The 21,562-nt window shown below is 69.9% G+C and carries 16 protein-coding genes and 2 pseudogenes; 11 read left to right on the forward strand and 7 right to left on the reverse strand.

What is annotated here, in order from left to right; genetic code table 11:
- Positions 1 to 114 precede the first annotated feature (114 nt).
- The 6 genes and pseudogenes from WBG99_RS04425 to pssA form a co-directional block, all read left to right on the forward strand.
- A pseudogene (locus tag WBG99_RS04425) lies at positions 115 to 2,145 on the forward strand (protein meaA); the annotation flags it as partial.
- Positions 2,142 to 3,116 (forward strand): CoA ester lyase, encoded by a 975-nt coding sequence (locus WBG99_RS04430; protein WP_338895075.1) that lies wholly within the window; start codon positions 2,142 to 2,144, stop codon positions 3,114 to 3,116. The pseudogene WBG99_RS04425 and the gene WBG99_RS04430, both read left to right, overlap by 4 nt.
- A gap of 2 nt (positions 3,117 to 3,118) precedes the next feature.
- Complete coding sequence (locus tag WBG99_RS04435) at positions 3,119 to 3,643, forward strand: MaoC family dehydratase (protein WP_338900205.1); 525 nt, start codon at positions 3,119 to 3,121, stop codon at positions 3,641 to 3,643.
- Positions 3,644 to 3,645: 2 nt separating this feature from the next.
- Positions 3,646 to 4,851, forward strand: coding sequence for an acyl-CoA dehydrogenase family protein (locus WBG99_RS04440; protein ID WP_338895076.1), 1,206 nt, complete (start codon positions 3,646 to 3,648; stop codon positions 4,849 to 4,851).
- A 223-nt stretch (positions 4,852 to 5,074) separates the two neighbouring features.
- On the forward strand, positions 5,075 to 5,731 hold the full coding sequence (locus tag WBG99_RS04445) for a phosphatidylserine decarboxylase (protein ID WP_338895077.1): 657 nt from the start codon (positions 5,075 to 5,077) through the stop codon (positions 5,729 to 5,731).
- Between the two features lie 37 nt (positions 5,732 to 5,768).
- The gene (gene pssA / locus WBG99_RS04450; RefSeq protein ID WP_338900206.1) at positions 5,769 to 6,590 is read left to right on the forward strand and encodes a CDP-diacylglycerol--serine O-phosphatidyltransferase; all 822 of its coding nucleotides are present in this window, start codon (positions 5,769 to 5,771) and stop codon (positions 6,588 to 6,590) included.
- Positions 6,591 to 6,707: 117 nt separating this feature from the next.
- Here the strand turns inward: pssA and WBG99_RS04455 are convergent, their stop codons facing one another.
- Positions 6,708 to 7,832, reverse strand: coding sequence for a glycerate kinase (locus WBG99_RS04455; RefSeq protein WP_338900207.1), 1,125 nt, complete (start codon positions 7,830 to 7,832; stop codon positions 6,708 to 6,710).
- Between the two features lie 343 nt (positions 7,833 to 8,175).
- Between WBG99_RS04455 and WBG99_RS04460 the strand changes: the two genes are divergently transcribed.
- From WBG99_RS04460 to WBG99_RS04475, 4 genes are all read left to right on the forward strand, one after another.
- A complete protein-coding gene (locus WBG99_RS04460) occupies positions 8,176 to 9,282 on the forward strand; it encodes an ADP-ribosylglycohydrolase family protein (RefSeq protein WP_338895078.1) in 1,107 nt (368 codons plus the stop codon).
- Positions 9,283 to 9,347: 65 nt separating this feature from the next.
- Positions 9,348 to 9,839: an NUDIX hydrolase gene (locus tag WBG99_RS04465; protein WP_338895079.1), complete on the forward strand. Its 492-nt coding sequence runs from the start codon at positions 9,348 to 9,350 to the stop codon at positions 9,837 to 9,839.
- 392 nt (positions 9,840 to 10,231) lie between these two features.
- Positions 10,232 to 12,841, forward strand: coding sequence for a PQQ-binding-like beta-propeller repeat protein (locus tag WBG99_RS04470; RefSeq protein WP_338895080.1), 2,610 nt, complete (start codon positions 10,232 to 10,234; stop codon positions 12,839 to 12,841).
- Between the two features lie 53 nt (positions 12,842 to 12,894).
- Positions 12,895 to 13,629: a Sir2 family NAD-dependent protein deacetylase gene (locus tag WBG99_RS04475; RefSeq protein WP_338895081.1), complete on the forward strand. Its 735-nt coding sequence runs from the start codon at positions 12,895 to 12,897 to the stop codon at positions 13,627 to 13,629.
- Positions 13,630 to 13,691: 62 nt separating this feature from the next.
- Here WBG99_RS04475 and WBG99_RS04480 read toward each other — a convergent pair whose 3' ends face one another.
- Complete coding sequence (locus WBG99_RS04480; protein ID WP_338895082.1) at positions 13,692 to 14,183, reverse strand: methylated-DNA--[protein]-cysteine S-methyltransferase; 492 nt, start codon at positions 14,181 to 14,183, stop codon at positions 13,692 to 13,694.
- A 37-nt stretch (positions 14,184 to 14,220) separates the two neighbouring features.
- A complete protein-coding gene (locus WBG99_RS04485; RefSeq protein ID WP_338900208.1) occupies positions 14,221 to 15,705 on the reverse strand; it encodes an AlkA N-terminal domain-containing protein in 1,485 nt (494 codons plus the stop codon).
- Between the two features lie 501 nt (positions 15,706 to 16,206).
- Between WBG99_RS04485 and WBG99_RS04490 the strand changes: the two are divergent.
- Positions 16,207 to 16,874 (forward strand): annotated as a pseudogene (locus tag WBG99_RS04490) (class I SAM-dependent methyltransferase).
- A gap of 64 nt (positions 16,875 to 16,938) precedes the next feature.
- Here the strand turns inward: WBG99_RS04490 and WBG99_RS04495 are convergent.
- From WBG99_RS04495 to WBG99_RS04510, 4 genes are all read right to left on the reverse strand, one after another.
- On the reverse strand, positions 16,939 to 17,439 hold the full coding sequence (locus tag WBG99_RS04495; RefSeq protein ID WP_338895083.1) for a beta-galactosidase trimerization domain-containing protein: 501 nt from the start codon (positions 17,437 to 17,439) through the stop codon (positions 16,939 to 16,941).
- Complete coding sequence (locus WBG99_RS04500) at positions 17,403 to 17,813, reverse strand: beta-galactosidase trimerization domain-containing protein (RefSeq protein ID WP_338900209.1); 411 nt, start codon at positions 17,811 to 17,813, stop codon at positions 17,403 to 17,405. The genes WBG99_RS04495 and WBG99_RS04500 overlap by 37 nt, the downstream gene beginning before the upstream one ends.
- Before the next feature lie 316 nt (positions 17,814 to 18,129).
- A complete protein-coding gene (locus WBG99_RS04505) occupies positions 18,130 to 19,161 on the reverse strand; it encodes a LacI family DNA-binding transcriptional regulator (protein ID WP_338895084.1) in 1,032 nt (343 codons plus the stop codon).
- Positions 19,162 to 19,647: 486 nt separating this feature from the next.
- Entirely contained in the window at positions 19,648 to 21,453 is a 1,806-nt protein-coding gene (locus WBG99_RS04510; protein WP_338895085.1) for an RICIN domain-containing protein, read from the reverse strand.
- Positions 21,454 to 21,562: the final 109 nt, after the last annotated feature.

Here is a 21,562-nt window from a genome sequence, read left to right on the forward strand (position 1 = left end):
CCCGTGCCTGCGTCCGAGGGCGCGCCGGAGCCGAAAGAGACGAAGACAAGGGAGCGAAGCGACCGCGGGCCGAGGAACGTCGGCTCCGGCACAGAGCGCCCTCAGACGCAGGCGCAGAGGGAGAAGGACCGGCCGTGGCTCATGCGGACCTACGCCGGTCACTCCACGGCCGAGGCGTCCAACGAGCTGTACCGGCGCAACCTCGCCAAGGGCCAGACGGGTCTGTCGGTGGCGTTCGACCTGCCGACACAGACCGGCTACGACTCCGACCACGTCCTCGCCCGCGGCGAGGTCGGCCGGGTAGGGGTCCCGGTGGCCCATCTAGGTGACATGCGCAGGCTGTTCCAGGACATCCCCCTGGAGCAGATGAACACCTCGATGACCATCAACGCCACCGCGATGTGGCTGCTGGCGCTCTACCAGGTCGTCGCGGAGGAGCAAGGTCTCGACGCGGAGGCCATCTCCCAGCTCCAGGGGACGACCCAGAACGACATCGTCAAGGAGTACCTGTCGCGGGGCACCCATGTGTTCCCGCCGGGGCCCTCGCTCCGGCTGACGACGGACATGATCGCGTACACGGTCTCCCACATGCCGAAGTGGAACCCGATCAACATCTGCAGCTACCACCTGCAGGAGGCCGGGGCCACACCGGTGCAGGAGATCGCGTACGCGATGTCGACGGCGATCGCGGTGCTGGACGCCGTCCGTGACTCCGGTCAGGTGCCGCAGGAGCGCATGGGCGATGTCGTCGCCCGTATCTCCTTCTTCGTGAACGCGGGCGTCCGCTTCGTCGAGGAGATGTGCAAGATGCGGGCGTTCGGGCGTATCTGGGACCGGATCACACGCGAGCGGTACGGTATCGAGAACCCCAAGCAGCGGCGCTTCCGTTACGGCGTCCAGGTCAACTCCCTGGGCCTTACGGAGGCGCAGCCGGAGAACAACGTCCAGCGGATCGTCCTGGAGATGCTGGCCGTGACGCTCTCCAAGGACGCACGGGCCAGGGCGGTCCAGCTGCCGGCCTGGAACGAGGCGCTGGGACTGCCGCGGCCGTGGGACCAGCAGTGGTCACTGCGGATCCAGCAGGTGCTGGCGCACGAGAGCGATCTGCTGGAGTACGAGGACATCTTCGAGGGCTCGCACGTCATCGAGGCGAAGGTGGCCGAGCTGGTCGAGGAGTCGTTCGCCGAGATCGAGCGGATCCAGGAGATGGGCGGCGCGATGGCCGCCGTCGAGTCCGGCTACCTCAAGTCGCAGCTGGTCTCCTCGCACGCCGGGCGCCGAGCCCGGATAGAGTCCGGCCAGGAGAAGATCGTCGGCGTCAACATCTTCGAGTCGACGGAGCCGAACCCGCTGACCGCCGACCTGGACGCGGCGATCCAGACGGTCGACCCGGCGGTCGAGGCGCGGGTGGTCGCGTCGCTGCGGAACTGGCGCGACACCCGCTACCAGCCGCCGTTCAACCACCCGCGCCCGTGCAAGGCGCTGGAGCGGCTGAAGGAGGTCGCGAAGGGCACCGGAAACCTCATGGAGGCCAGCCTGGACTGCGCGCGGGCCGGGGTCACGACCGGCGAGTGGGCCGGGGCCCTGCGTGAGGTGTTCGGGGAGTTCCGGGCGCCGACCGGGGTCTCGTCGGCGCCGGTGGCCGTCTCCGCCGAGGAGGGCTCGACCATGGCGGAGGTCCGCCGGAAGGTGGAGCTGACGGCGAAGGACCTGGGGGTCGGCAAGCTCCGCTTCCTGGTCGGCAAACCGGGGCTGGACGGTCACTCCAACGGGGCCGAGCAGATCGCGGTGCGGGCCCGTGACGCGGGCTTCGAGGTGGTCTACCAGGGCATCCGGCTCACCCCCGAACAGATCGTGGACGCGGCCCTCGCCGAGGACGTGCACGCGGTCGGGCTCTCCGTCCTCTCCGGCTCACACGCCCAGCTGGTCCCGGACGTGCTGGAGCGACTGCGCGAGGCGGGCGCCGGCGACATCCCGGTGATCGCCGGCGGGATCATCCCGAACGCGGACGCCGCACGGCTCAGGGCCACCGGAGTGGCCGCCGTCTTCACCCCGAAGGACTTCGACATCACCGGGATCATCGGCCGTATCGTCGACGAGATCCGCAAGGCCAACAAGCTCGACCCCCTGGAGGTCCCCGCATGACCAGCCCTGTTCCCCAGGTGAACCGCCTCCGTCCGCGGCGCTCCTGCCTAGCGGTGCCCGGAAGCAACCCCCGCTTCCTGGAGAAGGCGCAGGGCCTCCCGGCGGACCAGGTCTTCCTCGACCTGGAGGACGCCTGCGCCCCGCTCGCCAAGCCCGAGGCGCGGCACACCATCGTCAAGTTCCTCAACGAGGGCGACTGGACCGGCAAGACGCGGGTCGTGCGCGTCAACGACTGGACGACGGAGTGGACGTACCGCGATGTCGTGACCGTCGTCGAGGGCGCGGGCCCGAACCTCGACTGCATCATGCTGCCGAAGGTGCAGGACGCCCAGCAGGTCGTCGCCCTGGACCTCCTCCTCACCCAGATCGAGAAGACGATGGGCTTCGAGGTGGGGCGGATCGGCATCGAGGCGCAGATCGAGAACGCGCAGGGCCTGAACAACGTCAACGAGATCGCGCAGGCCTCGCCGCGCGTGGAGACGATCATCTTCGGCCCGGCCGACTTCATGGCGTCCATCAACATGAAGTCGCTGGTCGTGGGCGAGCAGCCGCCCGGCTACCCGGCGGACGCCTACCACTACATCCTGATGAAGATCCTGATGGCCGCCCGCGCCAACGACCTCCAGGCGATCGACGGCCCCTACCTCCAGATCCGCAACGTGGACGGCTACCGCGAGGTCGCGGGGCGGGCCGCCGCGCTCGGCTTCGACGGCAAGTGGGTGCTGCACCCGGGCCAGGTCGACGCGTCCAACGAGATCTTCTCGCCGTCCCAGGAGGACTACGACCATGCCGAGCTGATCCTGGACGCGTACGACTACTACACGTCCGAGGCGGGCGGCAAGAAGGGCTCGGCGATGCTCGGCGACGAGATGATCGACGAGGCCAGCCGCAAGATGGCGCTGGTCATCTCCGGCAAGGGGCGTGCCGCCGGCATGCGGCGCACCAGCACGTTCGAGATTCCGGAGGCGTGAGCATGCAGTTCGGGCGCACCTACGAGGAGTTCGAGGTCGGGGCGGTGTACAGGCACTGGCCCGGGAAGACGGTCACTGAGTACGACGACCACCTCTTCTGTCTTCTCACCATGAACCACCACCCGCTCCACATGGACAGCAACTACGCGGAGAAGACGACCGACTTCGGCAAGAACGTCGTCGTGGGGAACTACATCTACTCGCTGCTGCTCGGCATGTCCGTCCCGGACGTCTCCGGCAAGGCGATCGCCAACCTGGAGATCGAGTCGCTGCGGCACGTGGCGCCGACCTTCCATGGTGACACGGTCTACGGCGAGACGACCGTGCTCGACAAGCGGCCGTCGAAGTCGAAGAACGACCGCGGCATCGTCCATGTCGAGACCAAGGGCTACAAGCAGGACGGCACGCTGGTGTGCGTGTTCCGCCGCAAGGTCATGGTGCCCACCGAGACCTACATCAAGGAGCGCGGCGGCGAGCAGCCCGGCCGCCCGGAGCTGAACGCCCCTTCGGAAAAGACGGAGAAGTAGTCATGGCGCGACTCGCCCAGACCCACGGCCTCACGGACATCCAGCAGGAGATCCTGTCCACCGTCCGTGACTTCGTGGACAAGGAGATCATCCCGGTCGCGACCGAGCTGGAGCACCGCGACGAATACCCGCAAGCGATCGTCGACGGGCTCAAGGAGCTGGGCCTCTTCGGCCTGATGATCCCCGAGGAGTACGGCGGTCTGGGCGAGTCCCTGCTCACGTACGCGCTGTGCGTGGAGGAGATCGCCCGGGGCTGGATGTCCGTGTCCGGGATCATCAACACGCACTTCATCGTGGCGTACATGATCAAGCAGCACGGCACCGAGGAGCAGAAGGACCACTTCCTGCCGAGGATGGCGGCCGGTGACGTCCGGGGCGCCTTCTCGATGTCGGAGCCGGCCCTCGGCTCAGATGTGTCGGCGATCACATCGAAGGCGGTCAAGGACGGCGACGAGTACCTCCTGAACGGTCAGAAGATGTGGCTGACCAACGGCGGGACGTCCACCCTGGTCGCCGTTCTCGTCCGGAGTGACGAAGGGCACCCGGAGGGCACGGCGCCCCACAAGTCGATGACCACCTTCCTCGTCGAGAAGGAACCCGGCTTCGGCGAGGTCCGCCCCGGCCTCACCATTCCCGGGAAGATCGACAAGATGGGCTACAAGGGCGTCGACACGACCGAACTCATCATGGACGGACTGCGCATTCCGGCCAATCGTGTACTCGGCGGCGCCACCGGCCGAGGGTTTTACCAAATGATGGACGGCGTCGAGGTCGGCCGGGTGAACGTGGCCGCCCGTGGCTGCGGCGTCGCTCAGCGTGCATTCGAACTCGGTGTCCGGTACTCCCAGCAGCGCCACACTTTCGGCAAGCAGATCGCCCAGCACCAGGCGATCCAGTTCAAGCTGGCCGAGATGGCTACCAAGGTCGAGGCCGCGCATGCGATGATGGTCAACGCAGCACGCAAAAAGGACTCGGGCGAGCGAAACGACCTCGAAGCAGGGATGGCGAAGTACCTCGCCTCCGAATACTGCAAAGAAGTCGTCGAGGACGCCTTCCGGATCCACGGCGGTTACGGCTTCTCCAAGGAGTACGAGATCGAGCGCCTCTACCGAGAGGCACCGATGCTGCTGATCGGTGAAGGTACCGCCGAAATCCAGAAAATGATCATCGGTCGTCGGCTGCTCGAAGAGTATCGATTCCAGGGCTAGCCCTGGGCTGGTCCAGGGCTTCACCAGGGCCTCTCCAGAGCTTCTCCAGGGTCGATTGTCTGGTTCGGGGTGTTTTCTTCGAGAAGAAGATCACACCCCGTCAGCACTGTTCGGCCGTCGACTCGGCTTCCTGGCTTGCCCAGTTGCGGTCCGCGACCGGTACGATCCCGGAAAGCCGCCGTCCCCAGTCACCGCGCGGCATCATCCGCTACGAAGGTCATCCATGCCCCACAGCCAAACCTCTGCACCACGCGACAGCCTCGTCGGCGTACGGCTCGCGCGCGGAGCATCGCCGTGGCTTCTCCCGACCGTCGCCACCGCAGCACTCAGCCTCGCCCGCGCGCCCCGCTCCGGCGCCGCCCGGGCCGTGGCCGTACCCGCCACCGCGCTGGCGGCGGGCATGCTGTGGTTCTTCCGCGACCCCGAGCGTGAGATCGCCCAGGGCCGGGTCATCTCGCCCGCCGACGGAGTGGTGCAGAGCATCATGCCGTGGAAGGACGGCCGCACCCGCGTCGCGATCTTCATGAGCCCGCTCAACGTCCACGTCAACCGCGCGCCGCTCTCCGGCACGGTGACGTCGGTCGAGCACATCCCGGGCGGTTTCGTGCCGGCGTTCAACAAGGAGAGCGAGAACAACGAGCGCGTCGTCTGGCACTTCGACACCGAACTCGGTGACATCGAGATGATCCAGATCGCCGGCGCCGTGGCTCGCCGTATCGTTCCGTACATCCCCGAGGGCACCAAAGTGGAGCAGGGTGACCGGATCGGGCTGATCCGCTTCGGCTCGCGCGTCGACATCTACCTGCCCGAGGGCGTGGAGATCGATGTCGAGGTGGGGCAGAAGACCGTGGCTGGAGTGACTCGCATTGACCGTGACTGATCCGGAGACCCAGCCCGGCCGGACCGGGACCGGCTGGGTGCCCGACGTCGACGAGGTGGAGGACGACGCGGAGGAGATGCCGCTGTCGCTCCGCCTGTCGATAGCGGACACCCTCACCCTGGGCAACGCCACGTGCGGCTTCATGGCGGTGTACTTCACCACCACGGGCATCCTGATCCCGCACCTCACCGGCAGCCAGGAGTCGGGCATGGCCCGGCACAGCGCGGCCACCGCGGTGATCTTGATGCTGTGCGCGGCGATCTTCGACCTGTTCGACGGCCTGGTGGCGCGCAAGCTCCGCTCCTCGCCGATGGGCGCGGAGCTGGACAACCTCTCCGACCTGATCAGCTTCGGCCTGGCGCCGGCGTACTTCGTCCTCGTCTACGGCATGGTCGCGGACGACGCGCACCAGCGGGTGGCGGCGGTGGGCGCCATCGTCGTGCTGCTGGCCGTGGTGCTGAGGCTCGCGAGATTCTCCTGTGTGACGGTGAAGGACGGCACCTTCCAGGGCATGCCGTCGCCGTTCGGCGCGCTGACCGTCGTGTCGATCGTGCTTCTCGAGCTGCCCTTCGTGGCGACCCTCCTGGCGATCATCGGCACGGCGTGGCTGATGGTGAGCCGGGTCGAGTACCCGAAGCCGCGCGGTCCCCTCGCGGTGGCGATGCTCTCCTGGATCGTCCTGTCGATGGGTCTCCTGGCGGCCTGGGCCTTCGACGCCCCCGGCGGCCAGCTCCTCCTCCAGACCGGCTGCGCCCTGCAGCTCGTCATGGGCGCGGTGATCCCCCTCTTCGCCACGGCGCGACGGGTGAACAACTTCCGCGACAACCGACGCGAAGCGCGGGCGGCGCAGCTGCCCTAGGGGTCAGCGGCGGGTGACTCTGGGAGTCCCTGTGCATGGGTGAGGGCCCGAACCATGTGGTTCGGGCCCTCACCCATGCACAGGGACTCCGCGCCCGGCCAGGAAGTCCCGCCTGACTCAGGTCAGGAAGTCCCGCCCGATCCGTTCCGCCACGGCCTCCAGAATCGGCCCCGGCTCAGCGATGCACCGCCCGACATCGGGCTCGACGTCGGTCAGCGGATACACCCGCCGGATACCGGCCCGCCCCAACGCCTTCGGCGGCAACGCCAACCGCCCGCACACGGCGACAACCTCCTTGCCGGCAGCCCGCGCCGCCGCGGCGACCCCCGCGGGCGCCTTCCCATGGAGCGTCTGCTCGTCCAGCGACCCCTCACCGGTGATGACGAGCGTCGCCCGGGACAGCGCGGCCGAGAACCCCAGCACATCGAGCATGACCTCGATACCGGGCCGGAAGCGCGCACCGAGGATCAGGGCGCCGTAACCGATGCCGCCCGCGGCCCCCGCCCCGGGCGCGCCCGCGTGCTCGGCGGCCCGCCTTCCGATCGCCCCCTCCAGAACACCCGCGTAGTGCGCCAGCGCGGCGTCCAGCACCGCCACGTCCTCGGCACTCGCCCCCTTCTGCGGCCCGTACACGGCGGGGGCGCCCTTCGGTCCGGTCAGCGGGTTGTCCACATCGCTGGCCAGCACGAAGTCCACCGAGGCGGACCCGAGTCGGGGGTCGAGACCCGACAGGTCGGCGGTCGCGAGGTCACGCAGTCCCCCGCCGCCGGGCCCGACCGGCTCCCCCACGGCGTCCAGGAACCGCGCGCCGAGCGCGGCGAGCATGCCCGCGCCGCCGTCGGTCGTGGCGCTGCCGCCGACGCCGAACACGATCGTGCGGGCGCCCGCGTCGAGCGCGGCGCGCAGCAGCTCTCCGGAGCCGTACGTGGAGGCCGTGAGCGGCGCGAAGGCCCCGGCGGGGAGCCGCTGCAGCCCGCTGGCCTCGGCCATCTCGACGACGGCCGTGTCGCCGCGCAGCGCGTAGGCCGCCGTGACGGGCTCGCCGAGCGGCCCGGAGACCCGCACCTCGCGTCGTTCGAAGCCGGCCGCGACCGCGGCGGCCACGGTGCCGTCGCCGCCGTCGGCCACCGGCAGCGCCTCGACCTCCAGGTCGGGCAGGACGCGGCGCAGGCCCGCCGTGACCCGCTCGGCGACCTGGACGGCCGTCAGCGTGCCCTTGAACTTGTCCGCGGCGATCAGCACCCGCGGGGTTGCCGTGTCCGTGTCGATCCCGTCCACTGCGGCGTTCGCCACCTTGTGTTCCCCTCGCTCATCGGGCCTTGCGCACGTCAAGGCAGTCGCGCCGCTGCGACCCTAACCGGACCGGCGCCCGTCCGTCATGCCCCGTCCCACCCGCCGAACACCCGCGGCCACCGCGGGCCCACCGGAGAACGGCCGCACCTCCCTGGGCCGGTCCGGCCCAGGGACGCCCCCGACGCCGTACGCCCGCCCCCTCACCACCGCACCTCGACACACCCGCCTCGCCACATCCCACCCGTATGCCGTACTCCGAGCGTCCGCACCCGGAAGTGGGTAGACCTCAGCCATGACCCCCTCGACCCCGACGATCCCCGCACCACCCACACCTCTGACGGGCGCCGGCCTCGCCGACCGCGTTCTCGGGGGCTGGCTGGGCCGGATCGCGGGCAACATGCTCGGTAAGCCGGTCGAGCAGGGCGACCTGTGGACGCGGGAGCGTATCGACGGCTATCTGCGGCGGGCCGGGGCCCTGCCGCTCACGGACTATCTCCCGGAGCCGGCCGACGAGAGCGACGCGCTCGCGCTGCGGCCGGAGTGGCGCGCCTGCGTACGCGGCCGGATCCACGGCAGCTGCCGTGACGACGACGTCGACTACGCGATCCTCGGGCTGCACCTCCTGGAGACGCACGGCTTCGGGTTCAGCACCGAGCAGGTCGGCGACCTGTGGCTGCTGCGGCTCCCGTATCTGCAGACGTTCACGGCGGAGCGGGCCGCCTACCGCAATCTCGCAGGCGGCCTCAAGCCGCCGCTGACCGCCACGTACGACAACCCGTACCAGGAGTGGATCGGCGCCCTCATCCGTGCCGACGTCTACGGCTGGACCTGTCCGGGTCTGCCCCGGCGCGCGGCCTCGCTGGCCCGGCGCGACGCGGTGCTGTCGCACACCGGCAACGGGGTGTACGGGGCGATGTGGGCGGCGGCGCTGGTCTCGGCGGCGTTCACGGCGTCGGGGGTGCGGGCGGCCGTGGACGAGGCGTCGGCGGTGATCCCGGCGAGCAGCCGTCTCGCCCGGACCGTGCGGCGGGTCGTGTCGCTGCACGACGCTGGAATGACCTGGGAGGAGACGCTCACGACAGTGGGCGAGGAAACGGCCGGGCGGGGCTGGATCCATGTCGTGCCGAACGCCGCGGTGCTGACCGCCGGGCTGCTGTACGGCGAGGGCGACTTCACCCGCAGCATCGCGCTGACCGTCCGCGGCGGGCTGGACACCGACTCGAACGGGGCGACGGCCGGTTCGGTGGCGGGTGTACTGTGCGGGGCCGCGGCGATCCCGGACCGGTGGAAGGACCCCCTGGAGGACACCGTGCGCAGCGCCGTCTTCGGCTTCGACGGGGTGCGCATCAGCGAACTCGCGGAGCGCACGGTGCGGTTGGCGGCGTCCGCCGGGCTCTGAGCGCCGCTTCTTCCGCTCCCCGAGCGCCGATTTCCCGCCTCTCGGACGCCGTCTACCCTTCCTGGATGACCACTCAGGACTTTGATGCGTACATCGCGAGCCTGCCCCGTGTCCTCGCCGGTGCCGCCGCGATCTTCCGGGACGCGGAGGGGCGGGTGCTGCTCGTCGAGCCGAACTACCGTGAGGGATGGGGGCTGCCGGGCGGGACGATCGAGTCGGACGACGGGGAGACGCCGCGTCAGGGTGCTCGGCGCGAGACCCTGGAGGAGATCGGGCTGGACGTCGAGCCGGGGCGGCTGCTCGCGGTGGACTGGGTGCGGTGGGTGGGCCGGCCTCCGCTGGTGGCGTATGTGTACGACGGCGGAGTGCTCGGCGAGGAGGACCTGAAGCGGATCCGGTTGCAGGAGGAGGAGCTCCTGTCCTGGCGGCTCGTCCCGCGCGACGAACTCGTCCCCTACCTCTCGGAGACGCTCGGCCGCCGCGTCCTCGCCGCCCTCGACGCGCTGGATGACGGCACGGGCCCGATCGAGCTGGAGAACGGCAACCGGGTGAGCTGAACCGGCGAAGACCGGCCACCGGGGCGTGGCCCGGCTGCCGTCCACCGCTTACAGGAGTCATCTGACACCGGGTCAACTCCCCTTGTACAGAACGTGAGAAGGGTGCGCGCGACACTTAATGGAAGTTTAAAGCTCTGACTGAAAACGCTGCCGGTCCGTCGCTCCAGCATCTAAGGTGACATCACCCCCGTCCGAGCGGTCCCGTCTCATCGCGTCGCTCGGGACCCGGGGCAGCACTCGGGACATCCGTGACCGGCGGCCCGGGCGCGGGCCGTGGCCCCGGGAGATCCGGGGCACCGAGGGAACGGTCACCGGGAGCCGCCCGGAGCAGTCGGTCTCCCCCACCTGCGGGCCGCTTCCCGCCCGTCGCAGTCGAACAGGCAGCTGAGGTCATGGAACCACTGGGCTCAGACGATCCCGAGGAGCTGGGTCCCTACCGTCTCGCGGCCCGGCTCGGCGCGGGAGGAATGGGACGGGTCTATCTCGCGCGGTCCCCGCAAGGGCGGGCCCTCGCGGTCAAGGCCATCCGCCCCGAGCTGATGGGGGACAAGAACTTCCGCATCCGCTTCCGCCGGGAGGTGGAGGCCGCCGGAGCGGTCGGCGGCAGATACACGGCACCCGTGGTGGACGCCGACCCGGATGCCCCCGTCCCCTGGCTGGCCACGGACTACATAGCCGGGCCCACCCTCGCAGAGGCGGTCGCCTCGCACGGCCCGCTCCCGGTGGAGTCGGTGCTCGTGCTGGGCGCCGGGATCGCCGAGGCGCTGATCTCGGTGCAGGCCGCCGGGCTGGTGCACCGCGACCTCAAGCCGTCCAACGTGCTGCTCTCCGCGGAGGGCCCCCGCGTCATCGACTTCGGCATCGTCCGCGCGAGCGACGGCTACGACCTCACCCGCTCCGGGGCCCTCTTCGGATCCTTCGAGTACATGTGCCCCGAGCAGGCCACGGGCGAGCCGCTGGGCCCCGAGGGGGACGTCTTCTCCCTCGGCTCGGTGCTCACCTTCGCCTCGGCCGGGCACGCGCCGTTCAGCGGCACCGCGGCGGCCACGCTCCTCTACCAGGTGGTGCACAACGCCCCCGACCTGACGGGCGTACCCGAGCCACTGGACAAGATCATCAGCCTCTGCCTCACCAAGGACCCCGGGCTCCGGATCACCCCCGACAAGCTGGCCGCTGCCTGCGCGCCCGTCGGCGTGGAGCAGATGACGGGCGCCGGCTGGCTGCCGGCATCGGTGCTCTCCTCGATCGCCCTCCGCGCGGCGGCGGTGAAGGCTTTCGGCATCACGCCGGACGACTCGGTCCCGTCCCCCTCTGCCGGGACGGCCCCGGAGAGGCACGGGTACGGCAAGGGACGGGCGGCCCGACTCTACGATGCGGACCGTCCGACCTCCACCCACGACCAGGACCGTCCGACCTGCGCCCACGACCCGAACCGGGCCGCGTACGACGACCGACAGGACCGGCCCGCCCACGACTTCCCGCAGGACCGGACCGCCACGCACAACGTCCAGGAGGACCATGCGGCCTACGACTTCGAACAGGGTCGGGCCGCCGCGTACGGCGTCCGGCAGGACCAGGCACCCCGCGCCACGGCGCCCGCGTCGACCCGCGGCCCCGGCCCCTACGACCGGGGCGACGGTCGCCCTGGTCACGGGACCGAGGCGGCGACCGACTCCGTGCCGCCAGGCACGGAGCCCTTCACGACACCGGAGCCCGGCTCCGGCCCCGCCCCCCGCCGGGAGGCCGACTCGGGCCCGGGGCCCTACTCCCCTCCCGAGGAGCCGGAGCCGTACCGCGCGGCCTCCCCCAGCCGTCGCCGGGCCGCCGCGCGACCCGGTCCGTCCCGGCGTACGGTCCTGGCCGTGTCGGCGGCGTCCACCGCCACCGCGACCGCCGTCGGCGCAGCCCTGGTGTTCGGCCGACGGAAGAAACCGGCCGTCCGGTCCACGGAACCGGCGGGCCCGGCCCCGAAGCCGCTCTGGACCTACCGCGGCGGCCCGCTGCTCCAGGCACCGGCCGTCTTCCACGACGGAACGGCCCTGGTGAAGACCCGCCCGGGTGACATGGTGTGCCTCGACCTCAAGGACGGCACCCGGCCCAAGTGGGTCTACCAGGGCATCAGCCAGTCGCCCACGCCCACTGTGCTGGCCTTCGACGCCGCGATCGCCCTCGGCGAGGGGGCGACGGTGATCGGCGTCGACCCGGTCGACGGAACGGAACGTTTCACCATCGACTTCGGGCCCGACTTCCGGTTCAACACCCTGCTCGGCGACGTCGAGGACCGGGCCGTCTCCGTCATCGGTGTCCGGCTGCGGCGCGAGTCCGAGGAGCAGGGGGTCGCGACGTCCACGGACACGGTGTTCGGCGTCGATCTCGCGGCCCGCCGGGCCGAGGTCATCCCCATCAGCCCCGAGGACGTCGGTATCCGGCTTGCACCGGTCATCCTGCCCGGCTACTTCGTCTATGCCGACGGCCTGCGCAACATCACCGTCCGGGACACCGACCACTCCGGTGTCCTCTGGCGGTATCCGGTCGGCTACGACCTCCGCCCCGGCCTCGCCGTACTCGACCGTACGGTCTTCGTCATCGGCGAGGACCTCAAGGCCCTGGATCTCGCCACCGGCAAGCTCCGCTGGCGGGTGAGGCCCGAGCGCGGCCAGTTCGCCTCGCTCGGCGTGTACGGCAACACGGTGTACGTCTCCGGCAGGAACCCCTCCGGCGTGTACGCCTTCAACGCCGCGACCGGCTCCCGGCGCTGGTTCTGCCCCACCCCGCGCCTCAACACGGACCAACCGGTCACCGCCGGCCCCGACGCCGTCTTCGTCCCCGCCTTCAAGAACAAGAACGGCTTCTACGCGATCGGCGCCTCCCGGGGCAGACTCCTGTGGAACTTCACCGACGGCCTGGAAACCGGCGTCAACGACTGGCAGCTCGCCTGCGACCACAGCGGCGTCCTGGTCGCCCAGCACTACGACCGCACGTACGGCCTGCCGACCTCCTGACCCCACCCTGATATCCACTCGCCCCGACCGAACAGCCGACCTACCCTCGCCCCATGAACAAGCCCCTCGTCGCCGTCCTCAGTGGCGCAGGCATCTCCACCGACTCCGGCATCCCCGACTACCGAGGCCCGAACGGGTTGTGGCGGCGGGACCCCGAGGCCGAGAAGCTGGTGACGTACGAGTACTACATGGGCGATCCGGAGATCCGGCGGCGCTCGTGGCGGATGCGGCGGCAGAACCGGACGCTGCAGGCGGAGCCGAACGTGGCGCACCGGGCGGTGGCCGAGCTGGAGCGGTCCGGGGTGCCGGTGCGGGTGATCACGCAGAACGTGGACGGGCTGCACCAGCTCGCCGGGATGCCGGCCCGCAAGGTCCTCGAACTGCACGGCACCGCACGGTCCGTGGTGTGCGTCGAGTGCCATGGCCGTACGCCGATGGAGGACACCCTGGCCCGGGTCGAGGCCGGCGAGGACGACCCGCCGTGCCGGGAGTGCGGGGGCGTGCTGAAGTCGGCGACGGTGATGTTCGGCGAGCGTCTCGACCCGGTGGTGCTCGGCGAGGCCGTGGCGATCACCAAGGCCTGCCAGGTCTTCATAGCCGTCGGCACCAGCCTCCGCGTCCAGCCCGCCGCCGGACTCGCCGGTGTCGCCGCCGACCACGGGGCACGACTGATCATCGTCAACGCCGAGCCGACGCCGTACGACGAACTCGCCGACGAAGTCGTGCGCGAGCCGATCGGGACCGCGCTGCCGGAGGTGCTGCGCCGGGTCGGTGCCGCCGGCGCGTGACCGGTCGGGAGGGCCACGTGACACCCCCCGACCAGCCTCGCCCGGCAGCACGGTCGCTCGGCTCAGAAGAGGGCCGCCCCCTGCTCGAAGTCCAGCAGGCGCTGCTTGCGTTCCACGCCGCCGCCGTATCCGGTGAGGCTGCCGTCGGAGCCGACCACGCGATGGCAGGGGACGATGATGCCGACGGGGTTCCTGCCGTTGGCCAGGCCGACCGCGCGGGACGCCTTGGGGTTGCCGAGCTCGTCAGCGAGATCACCGTAGGAGCGGGTCTCGCCGTAGGGGATCCGCACGAGCTGTTCCCAGACACTGCGCTGGAACGGGGTGCCGTGCAACCGGAGTTCGAGGGTGAACTCCTTCAGCCCGCCCGCGAAATAGGCCTCCAGCTGTTCCTCCGCCTCGGCGAAGAGCCTGTCGTCGCGTGCGCCGAAGCTCTCCTCCGGCGGGCGGTGACGCTGCTCGGTCATGTAGAGCCCGCACAGGGCACCGTCGTCGGCGACGAGGGTGAGGGGGCCGTAGGGACTGTCGACGGCGGTGTGCCGCCTCTGCTGCTTCATGGGAGGTCCTTGAAAGATCGATCGGCCGCGAACCGGCTCATACAGGAAGGAAGTTGATGGGGTGGCTGTCCGTCGCCCACAGGTACTGGACCGCGTACGCCCGCCACGGCCGCCACGCCGCCGCACGGGCCGTGAGCGCGGCCGGAGTGGACGGCAGGCCCAACTCCCCTGCCGCACGACGGATTCCGAGGTCGGTGGGGAGGAAGGCGTCGGGGTCACCGAGGGCGCGCATGGCGATGACATCGACGGTCCAGGGGCCGAAGCCGGGCAGGGCGAGAAGACGGGCGCGGGTCGCCTCCCAATCGCTGTCGAGCCCCACGTGCAGTTCTCCGTCGGACAGTTGACGCACCAGTGTGGTGAAGGTGGCCCGGCGGGTGCGCGGCATCGCGAGCGTGGCGGGGTCGACGGCCGCGAGCTCCGCCGGGGACGGGAAGAGGTGTGTGAGGCCGCCCTCGGGGTCGTCGACCGGTTGGCCGTGCGCGACGACCAGCCGAGCCGCGTGCGTACGGGCGGCAGCCGTGGACACCTGCTGGCCGAGCACCGCCCGTACGGCGAACTCGGCCTCGTCGACGGTACGCGGCACCCGGCGCCCCGGCGCCTTGTCCACCAGCGGCGCGAGTACCGGATCCGTGCGCAGCTGCTCGTCGACGGCGACCGGGTCGGCGTCCAGGTCGAGCAGGCGGCGGCAACGGCTGATCGCGACGGGCAGGTCACGCAGATCGCTGAGGGTGAGTCGGCACGCGATGTGGTCGGGCTCCGGCGTGAGGCCGACGATGCCGCGACCGTACGGCAGGCGGAGCGTGCGCCGGTACGCGCCGTCGCGCCACTCCTCCACTCCGGGGACGGCGGTCGCGGCGAGGTGGCCGAAGAGGTTGTCGGGGTTGAGCGGTGCGCGGAACGGCAGCCGGAGGCTCAACACCCCCGACGCACCAGGGGAATCGGAGCGCTGTCGGGCCGACCGTGTCGCCCGTTCGCGCAGTTCGCTCGGCGACAGCGCGAACACCTCCCGCACGGTGTCGTTGAACGTCCGGATCGACGCGAACCCGGCGGCGAACGCGATCTCCGCCATCGGCAGCGCGGTCGTCTCGATCAGCAGCCGCGCGGTCTGCGCCCGCTGCGCCCGGGCGAGCGCCAGCGGCCCCGCGCCCAGCTCGGCCAGCAGCTGCCGCTCGACCTGCCGGGTGCTGTAGCCGAGCCGCCGCGCCAGCCCCGGCACGCCCTCCCGGTCCACCACCCCGTCCCGCACCAGCCGCATCGCCCGCGCCACCAGGTCCGCCCGCTGGTCCCACTCCGGTGACCCGGGACTCGTGTCCGGCCGACACCGCTTGCACGCCCGGAACCCGGCCTGCTGACACGCCGCCGCGCTCGGATAGAACGTCATGTTCTCCGCCTTCGGCGGCACCACCGGACAACTGGGCCGACAGTAGATCCGAGTGGTCACCACGGCCGTGAAAAACCACCCGTCGAACCGCGCGTCCTTCGACCGTACGGCCCGCACACACCGTTCCGTATCCGCGTACATCCCGTTCCGCATGACTCAAGCATCGGGGAGGGTGAGGGCGCGGGGCTGGCGGAAATCCGACATCAAGGCGAAGGTGACCTGCAAGGCTCCGGTCCGCGGAGGCACGGGAACCGCGCGACCAGTCCGTACGGACCCGCAGCCGCCGTACGACGGAGAGCCCCTCCTCCTCAGGCGCCCCTAACCTTCCGCGGCCTTCCGCCATGCGGGCTCCCGCAACAACCGCAGCCCATTGATCCGTCAACCACGTGGAGCACCTGAGACTGGGGCTCAGCGACGCCCCGGACGGCGACTGGGGCGCCGGGGCGCCGGCCGCGGCCCCGGAGGGTGGCCGGAGGCGGTTCACCTTCTTACGGGTGGGTAGCGTCTGACCTGCGGAAATGAGGGTCTCGGGCCTCCCTTTGGGCTCTGGCAGAGTTACAGGGCCGTGACAGGGGTCTATGGGTGCAGAGCCATAGACCCCTTACACGTGGAGTCAGCTATGAGCCGTCCTATCGTTGGCCGATGCGCGCACACCGTATTGACCGCCCAGCCGATCTCGACGTGGTCCGTGAGTCCTATGATCGCGTGGCCGACAACTACGCCCACATGGTGGTGACGACGGGAGTCGGCGACATCCGTAGCCATCCATGGCTCAAGGCATCGATCGACGCCTTCGCTGACACCGTGAGAGACCTTGGCCCTGTCCTCGACGTCGGCTGCGGACCCGGAACGGTGACCGCTTACCTCGCCGAACGCGGACTCGACGTGTCCGGAGTCGATCTCTCACCCCGCATGATCGAAAACGCGCGCCGCCTTCATCCGCGATGCCGCTTCAGCGTCGCCTCTGCCACCGACCTTGACCTTGGAGAAGCGTCCCTTGGCGGCGTACTCGGGTGGTGGTCACTGTTCAACCTCCCCCGCGACGTCCTTCCACAGGTACTCGCCCTGTTCGCGCGCGCACTGAAGCCAGGCGGACACCTCATCACCGCGACACACGTCGGCGACGAAGACGCGGTGCGCACCGAGGCCTACGGAGGTGTACCCGTCCGTTGGACGACGCACAAATGGCGGCCGGAACAGTTCGTGGACCTGATCGAGCAGGCTGGACTGCGCCCGGTCGCCGAACTCCGGCTCCCCCGGAGGAGTACAGCGGGCCGGGTCTCGTCGTCATGGCCCAGCGCCCCGCCTGAGAACGAGGTGCCGGAGACGGTACCGGGGCTCGTGCCGGGACGGTTCTTGGATCGGGTGCGGGGTTCAGTTGCCGCTCGGTGACGGCTCGCCGTGCTGCGGCGTGGTCAGGGGACTGCGCACGACGGCGACGTCCGCCGCGTCAAGGACGAGCGTCTCCCCTGCTTCCAAGTGGCGTCCGGTGATCAGGTCGGTGCCGGAGCGGTCGAGGGTGACGGTCGCCTTGTCCTGCCGGTGGTTCAGTAGGAACAAGTAGGCGCTCGTCTCCGAATTTCGCTCGGTGACCTCGACGCCGCGCGGTGCGGCGTGCACCGGCCGAACCCCGGCACGGTCCAGGACGTGCCGCATCAGGGCCTCTAGGGCGTCGTCGTCCAGACGCGTGCCCACGTACACGGCACGCCCCTGACCGAATTCGTTATCGGCCACCGCGGCCTTGCCGGCCAGATGGCCCTTGCGGTAGACCGCGAGCGGGCGGGCGGTCGCCGTTTCGAGGTCGTCCTGCCACACCGAGGCGGTCGCGAAGAAACCGTTCAGCGCGACCTGGCCGGCTGCCGCCTGGACCGGCACGGTGGACTCGGCGGGCAGGGGGAGAACTCCTGGACGTGTGCTCCGATGATCTCGCGCAGCGCACCGGGATGTCCGCCTTCGATGATCCGGTCGTCCTCGTCGACGATCCCGGAGAAGTACGAGGCGACGAGATGACCACCGTCCTCCACGAACCTGTGCACAGCCGCACCGCGCTGACGGGTCATCAGGTATTGGTTGGGGATGACCAGGACGCGGTAGGGCGACAGGTCGTCGTCGAGGGTGACGACGTCGACGGCGACCTGCCTGTTCCACAGGGCCCGGTAGTGCCGGGCGACGGTGTCCCGGTAGTCGAAGGTGTTGTCCGGGTGGGCGCAGCCTTCCACGGCCCACCAGTTCTGCCAGTCCCAGACGATCGCGACCTGGGCGCTGGTGCGTGCTTCCGAGTTGCTGCGCTGGGTTGACCGCGAGAACCGCGCCGAGTTGGAGTCCGTTTCACGTCAGCAATAGTGAACGTTCACGCGGCGAGCGTAGTGACGGACCACACCCTGGTCAAGGCCCTGCACTCAACACTTGAGCACTTGGTGGCTCTTCACCGGTTCAGGCCCGTCGAGAAGACCGACGGGCCCGCGGGAACATGCCGGAACGGCCCTGTTCCCGCGGGTGGGGACAGGGCACAGGGGTGTCCGCTCGGCAGACGTCGGTTGGGTGAGGATGCGGTCGGCCGACGGTTCACCGCATGATCTGGCCGGTCCTTGCCGGGCCGGTCGACTCCCGCAGCACGAGCGTCGACTTGAGGTCCAAGTGGAGTTCCGGCTCCGCCTCCTGGCGAATGCGGGCGAGCAGAGCCCTCATGGCCTGTCGGCCCATGGCTTCGCGGTCGAGGTCCACGGTGGAGATGGACGGGTTGAAGTACGCGGTGAACTCGTGGTTGTCCCAGCCGAAGACGCTCACGTCCTCGGGAACCCGCCATCCCCGGTCCTGGAACCCGCGGATGACTCCCATGGCGACGTCGTCGTTCGCGGCGAGGACCGCCGTGACGCCGGAATCCGCCGACAGGCCCCTGGCCGCGTCATAGCCTGACCGCACGGACCAGTCACCGTCGATGACGGCGTAGTTCTCCAGACCGCGCTCGGCGATCGTCCGCAGGTAGACCTCGCGTCGCTTGCGTGCCGACATCCAGTCCGTGCTGCCGGCGACATGGACGAAGCGCCGATGGCCTATGGAGGCGAGGTGGTCGATGATCTTGGCGGCCGGCTCGCCGTCAGCCGTGATGCCGTGGGACCGCATCCGGTCGTCGTACTCACCGACGACCACGGTAGGCGTGTGCTCGAGTCCGAGCCGTTCGATGTCGCCGATGGGGGTGAAAGTCAGTACTCCGTCGGCCTGACCGGAGTCGAGCAGGGAGCGGACACGGTCTCCCCGGACCCGTTCGTCGCCTTCGAGTCCGACGATGTCGAGCATGTAAGCGGCTGCCTGCGCCTCCGCGGAGGCACCGCGCAGGATCTGAGAGGGCACAAAGGTCGTCATGGCCGGCAGAACCACCGTGATGCGGTTCGCCTTGCGGGTACGCATGGACCGCGCCACCAGGTTGGGCCGGTAGCCCAGGTCGGCCACGGCCTGCTCGATACGGGTCACCGTCTGCGGCTTCAGACCTCCGTTTCCCCGCAGGAAGCGGGAAACGGTCTGATGGGAGACCCCCGCGTGCGCCGCGACGTCGAGTATGGTGGGTCGCTTCTTGCGCGGAGGCTTCGATCGCTTCACGTCCTGCTCCGATCGCTCCGCCTTCGCGTCCACAGTGCTCCCCCGCCGTCTCTCTCCGCCCGCATGGCCGTCGGTACTCTACTGCCGTGCCCATCGCGGCAACCCTCGTCATCTTGCGGCAACCCTCGTCCTGAACTCTCGTCATCTTGTTCGCCCTGCGCGACCGGTCACACCTGCCGGCGGCGGTCGGCCGAATGGCAACGAGCCGCGGCCCGGGGACGAACCATGGCTTGTGCTGCCGGGCTTGATACGGGCGGTCGGCCTCCTGGAATTCCCGCCCCACCACCATCCGTGCCTCTTGTGCGCCGGCCACGCGGAGGCGCGGCAGCCGTGAAGCCGGTCCGAGCCCGGCCGAGGGCCGGGCTCGAAGCACCTCTCACTGGCCGGGGCACACAGCGTTCAACCGCGGGTGTGCCTGACCGGCGGCACCGCAACGACCTGGTCGGTCACTGTCGTTGGTCGACTGCCTGCCGCCGGTACGACACGTCAGAGCTCCAGGCTCCACTGCTGGTGCTGCTGGCCGCCCAGGCAGTCGGCCTGCTGCAGGCGGGCGCCGTCCGACGCCGAGGCCGAGGCCACTTCCAGGCACTTCCCGGAGTGACGGGCAACGATCTCGACGTAGCCGCCGCCCACATCGCGCAGCCGCCACTGCTGGTTGGGGTCGCCGTGGCAGGTCCACTGGATGATCTTTGCGCCATTCGTCTTCGAGGCCTTGTCCACGTCCAGGCACAGGCCCGAGTGCTGAGCGACGACGCGGTAGTAGTCCCCACCGACGCTCTCCACGCTCCACTGCTGGTTGTCGTCGCCCTCGCAGCTCCGCTGCTGGACCTCGGCCTCTGCGGCCTTCGAGGAGCCGACCACTTCGGCGCACTTCGCCGAGTGCCGCGCCTTGATGGTCGTCAGGTCGGCGAGCCGAACCAGCTCGGAAGTGAGCACGGGCACGTAGAAGTCGGTGATACCGGCGATGTTCGGATGCGTGCCGCTGCCGCCGCTGCCCGGGTAGCCGTTGACGAGGCCGTCGAACGTGTACGCCACCCGTTGGGCGTCGACGCGGGTGTCGAGTGTCGCGTCCGCGAAGACGTCGGCGACCGCGACGCCCCACTTCTGGGCGGCCTGCAGGTTCACCTGGCGCAGGGCGAGCTGCATGTCCCAGTTTCGAGAGCCCATCTTGTGTGCGGCCACGTACACGAGTCGGGCGGTCGGCCACTTCTGCTTCATCGTGTGGATGGTCGCTTCGAACGATCCGGCGTATGTCCCGGTGGCGAAAGTCGCGGGGTCCTTCGAGCCGCTGACGGTGCCGATCTCGTACGTGCGCTTGTCCTGGATCTCGAGCGCGTCGTTCGTGCCACCGTCGAAGACGACGAAGTCCGGCGCCTGGGAGCTGGCCGACTGTACCTGGGTGATGATCTGCCCACCGGTGGCAGTGGGCGCCGGACCCACGGTCGCGCCGTTGCGCGCGTACTTCGTCAGCGTCATTCCCTCACGCTCGGCGACGAAGTTCAGGAAGCTGCGCGAGTACTGGTGGCCCTGGACGATGCTGTCGCCGAAGGCGTAGACGGATGAGCCGGCGAGGGCTCCGTAGGCGGAGTTGGCGTGGCGGACCAGGCGGAAGTTGTCGATCGACTGCTTGCCGGTTCCGTAGTAGTTGCAGGCGACGAGCTTGGCGAGGTTCGTGCCCGTGATGCTTCCCGTCCCGGAAGCCATCACTCTCGGCGCGGCCTCCTTGCTGGTGATCCCGTACTGGACCTTGCCGAGGGTGAAGTCCATGTGCAGATCGACCGTGTACCACTTGCTCCGGTCGAAAGCGATCTTGGTCCAGGTGGGGTTGAGCGAGTCCGGGGCGGAGGTGGAGGCCGAGTCGGGCCCGGTCACGGCGTAGCGGAGTTCGGCGGCGGTCGCGGCGATCCCGAAGACGAGCCGTCCGTTGTCGTCGCGCAGTTCCATACCGGTCTTCATCGCGGTGCTGGCGATGTCCGTCTTCCAGTCGAAGCGCAGATCCAGCGTCTTCTCCTGCAGGGTCGACGACGCGAACGGTCGCACGGAAGTCGTGTAGTTGCCCATGTTCTGGGTGACGCTCAGAACGCCGTTGCCGATGCCGGCTCCGACCGGGAAGCCGAAGTTCGCGGGATCGGTCTGAGCCTCGAAAGCCTCGTTGATCAGCGTCGCGCCGGGGGTTTCCGCGGCCGAGGCGGCGGAAGGAGTGAGGAGGGCCGAGAGGAGCAGGGCTCCGGCGACGAGGGGGCCTGCCAACTTTCGGGGCCAGGAACCCGGTCTGCCTATGGCGGTGTGCACGTTGATCTCCCTTGATCTGTGGTGATGTCGACCGGTGCCCGGTGGGGAGAAGGAGTCCTGGCCATGGCGCCAGCGGAAGGTGGGCGGTCCGCCTCGGATCCGCGCCTCG

Origin of the sequence: Streptomyces sp. TG1A-60 (assembly GCF_037201975.1) — a bacterium.
GTDB lineage: Bacteria > Actinomycetota > Actinomycetes > Streptomycetales > Streptomycetaceae > Streptomyces.

What these genes read in the sequence shown, in the direction of transcription:
- WBG99_RS04480 (WP_338895082.1), bottom strand. Translation starts at nt 14,183, where the DNA reads ATGAAGCAGCAGAGGCGGCACACCGCCGTCGACAGTCCCTACGGCCCC.
- WBG99_RS04470 (WP_338895080.1), top strand. Translation starts at nt 10,232, where the DNA reads ATGGAACCACTGGGCTCAGACGATCCCGAGGAGCTGGGTCCCTACCGT.
- WBG99_RS04475 (WP_338895081.1), top strand. Translation starts at nt 12,895, where the DNA reads ATGAACAAGCCCCTCGTCGCCGTCCTCAGTGGCGCAGGCATCTCCACC.
- WBG99_RS04430 (WP_338895075.1), top strand. Translation starts at nt 2,142, where the DNA reads ATGACCAGCCCTGTTCCCCAGGTGAACCGCCTCCGTCCGCGGCGCTCC.
- WBG99_RS04445 (WP_338895077.1), top strand. Translation starts at nt 5,075, where the DNA reads ATGCCCCACAGCCAAACCTCTGCACCACGCGACAGCCTCGTCGGCGTA.
- WBG99_RS04435 (WP_338900205.1), top strand. Translation starts at nt 3,119, where the DNA reads ATGCAGTTCGGGCGCACCTACGAGGAGTTCGAGGTCGGGGCGGTGTAC.
- WBG99_RS04460 (WP_338895078.1), top strand. Translation starts at nt 8,176, where the DNA reads ATGACCCCCTCGACCCCGACGATCCCCGCACCACCCACACCTCTGACG.
- WBG99_RS04465 (WP_338895079.1), top strand. Translation starts at nt 9,348, where the DNA reads ATGACCACTCAGGACTTTGATGCGTACATCGCGAGCCTGCCCCGTGTC.
- WBG99_RS04485 (WP_338900208.1), bottom strand. Translation starts at nt 15,705, where the DNA reads ATGTACGCGGATACGGAACGGTGTGTGCGGGCCGTACGGTCGAAGGAC.
- WBG99_RS04440 (WP_338895076.1), top strand. Translation starts at nt 3,646, where the DNA reads ATGGCGCGACTCGCCCAGACCCACGGCCTCACGGACATCCAGCAGGAG.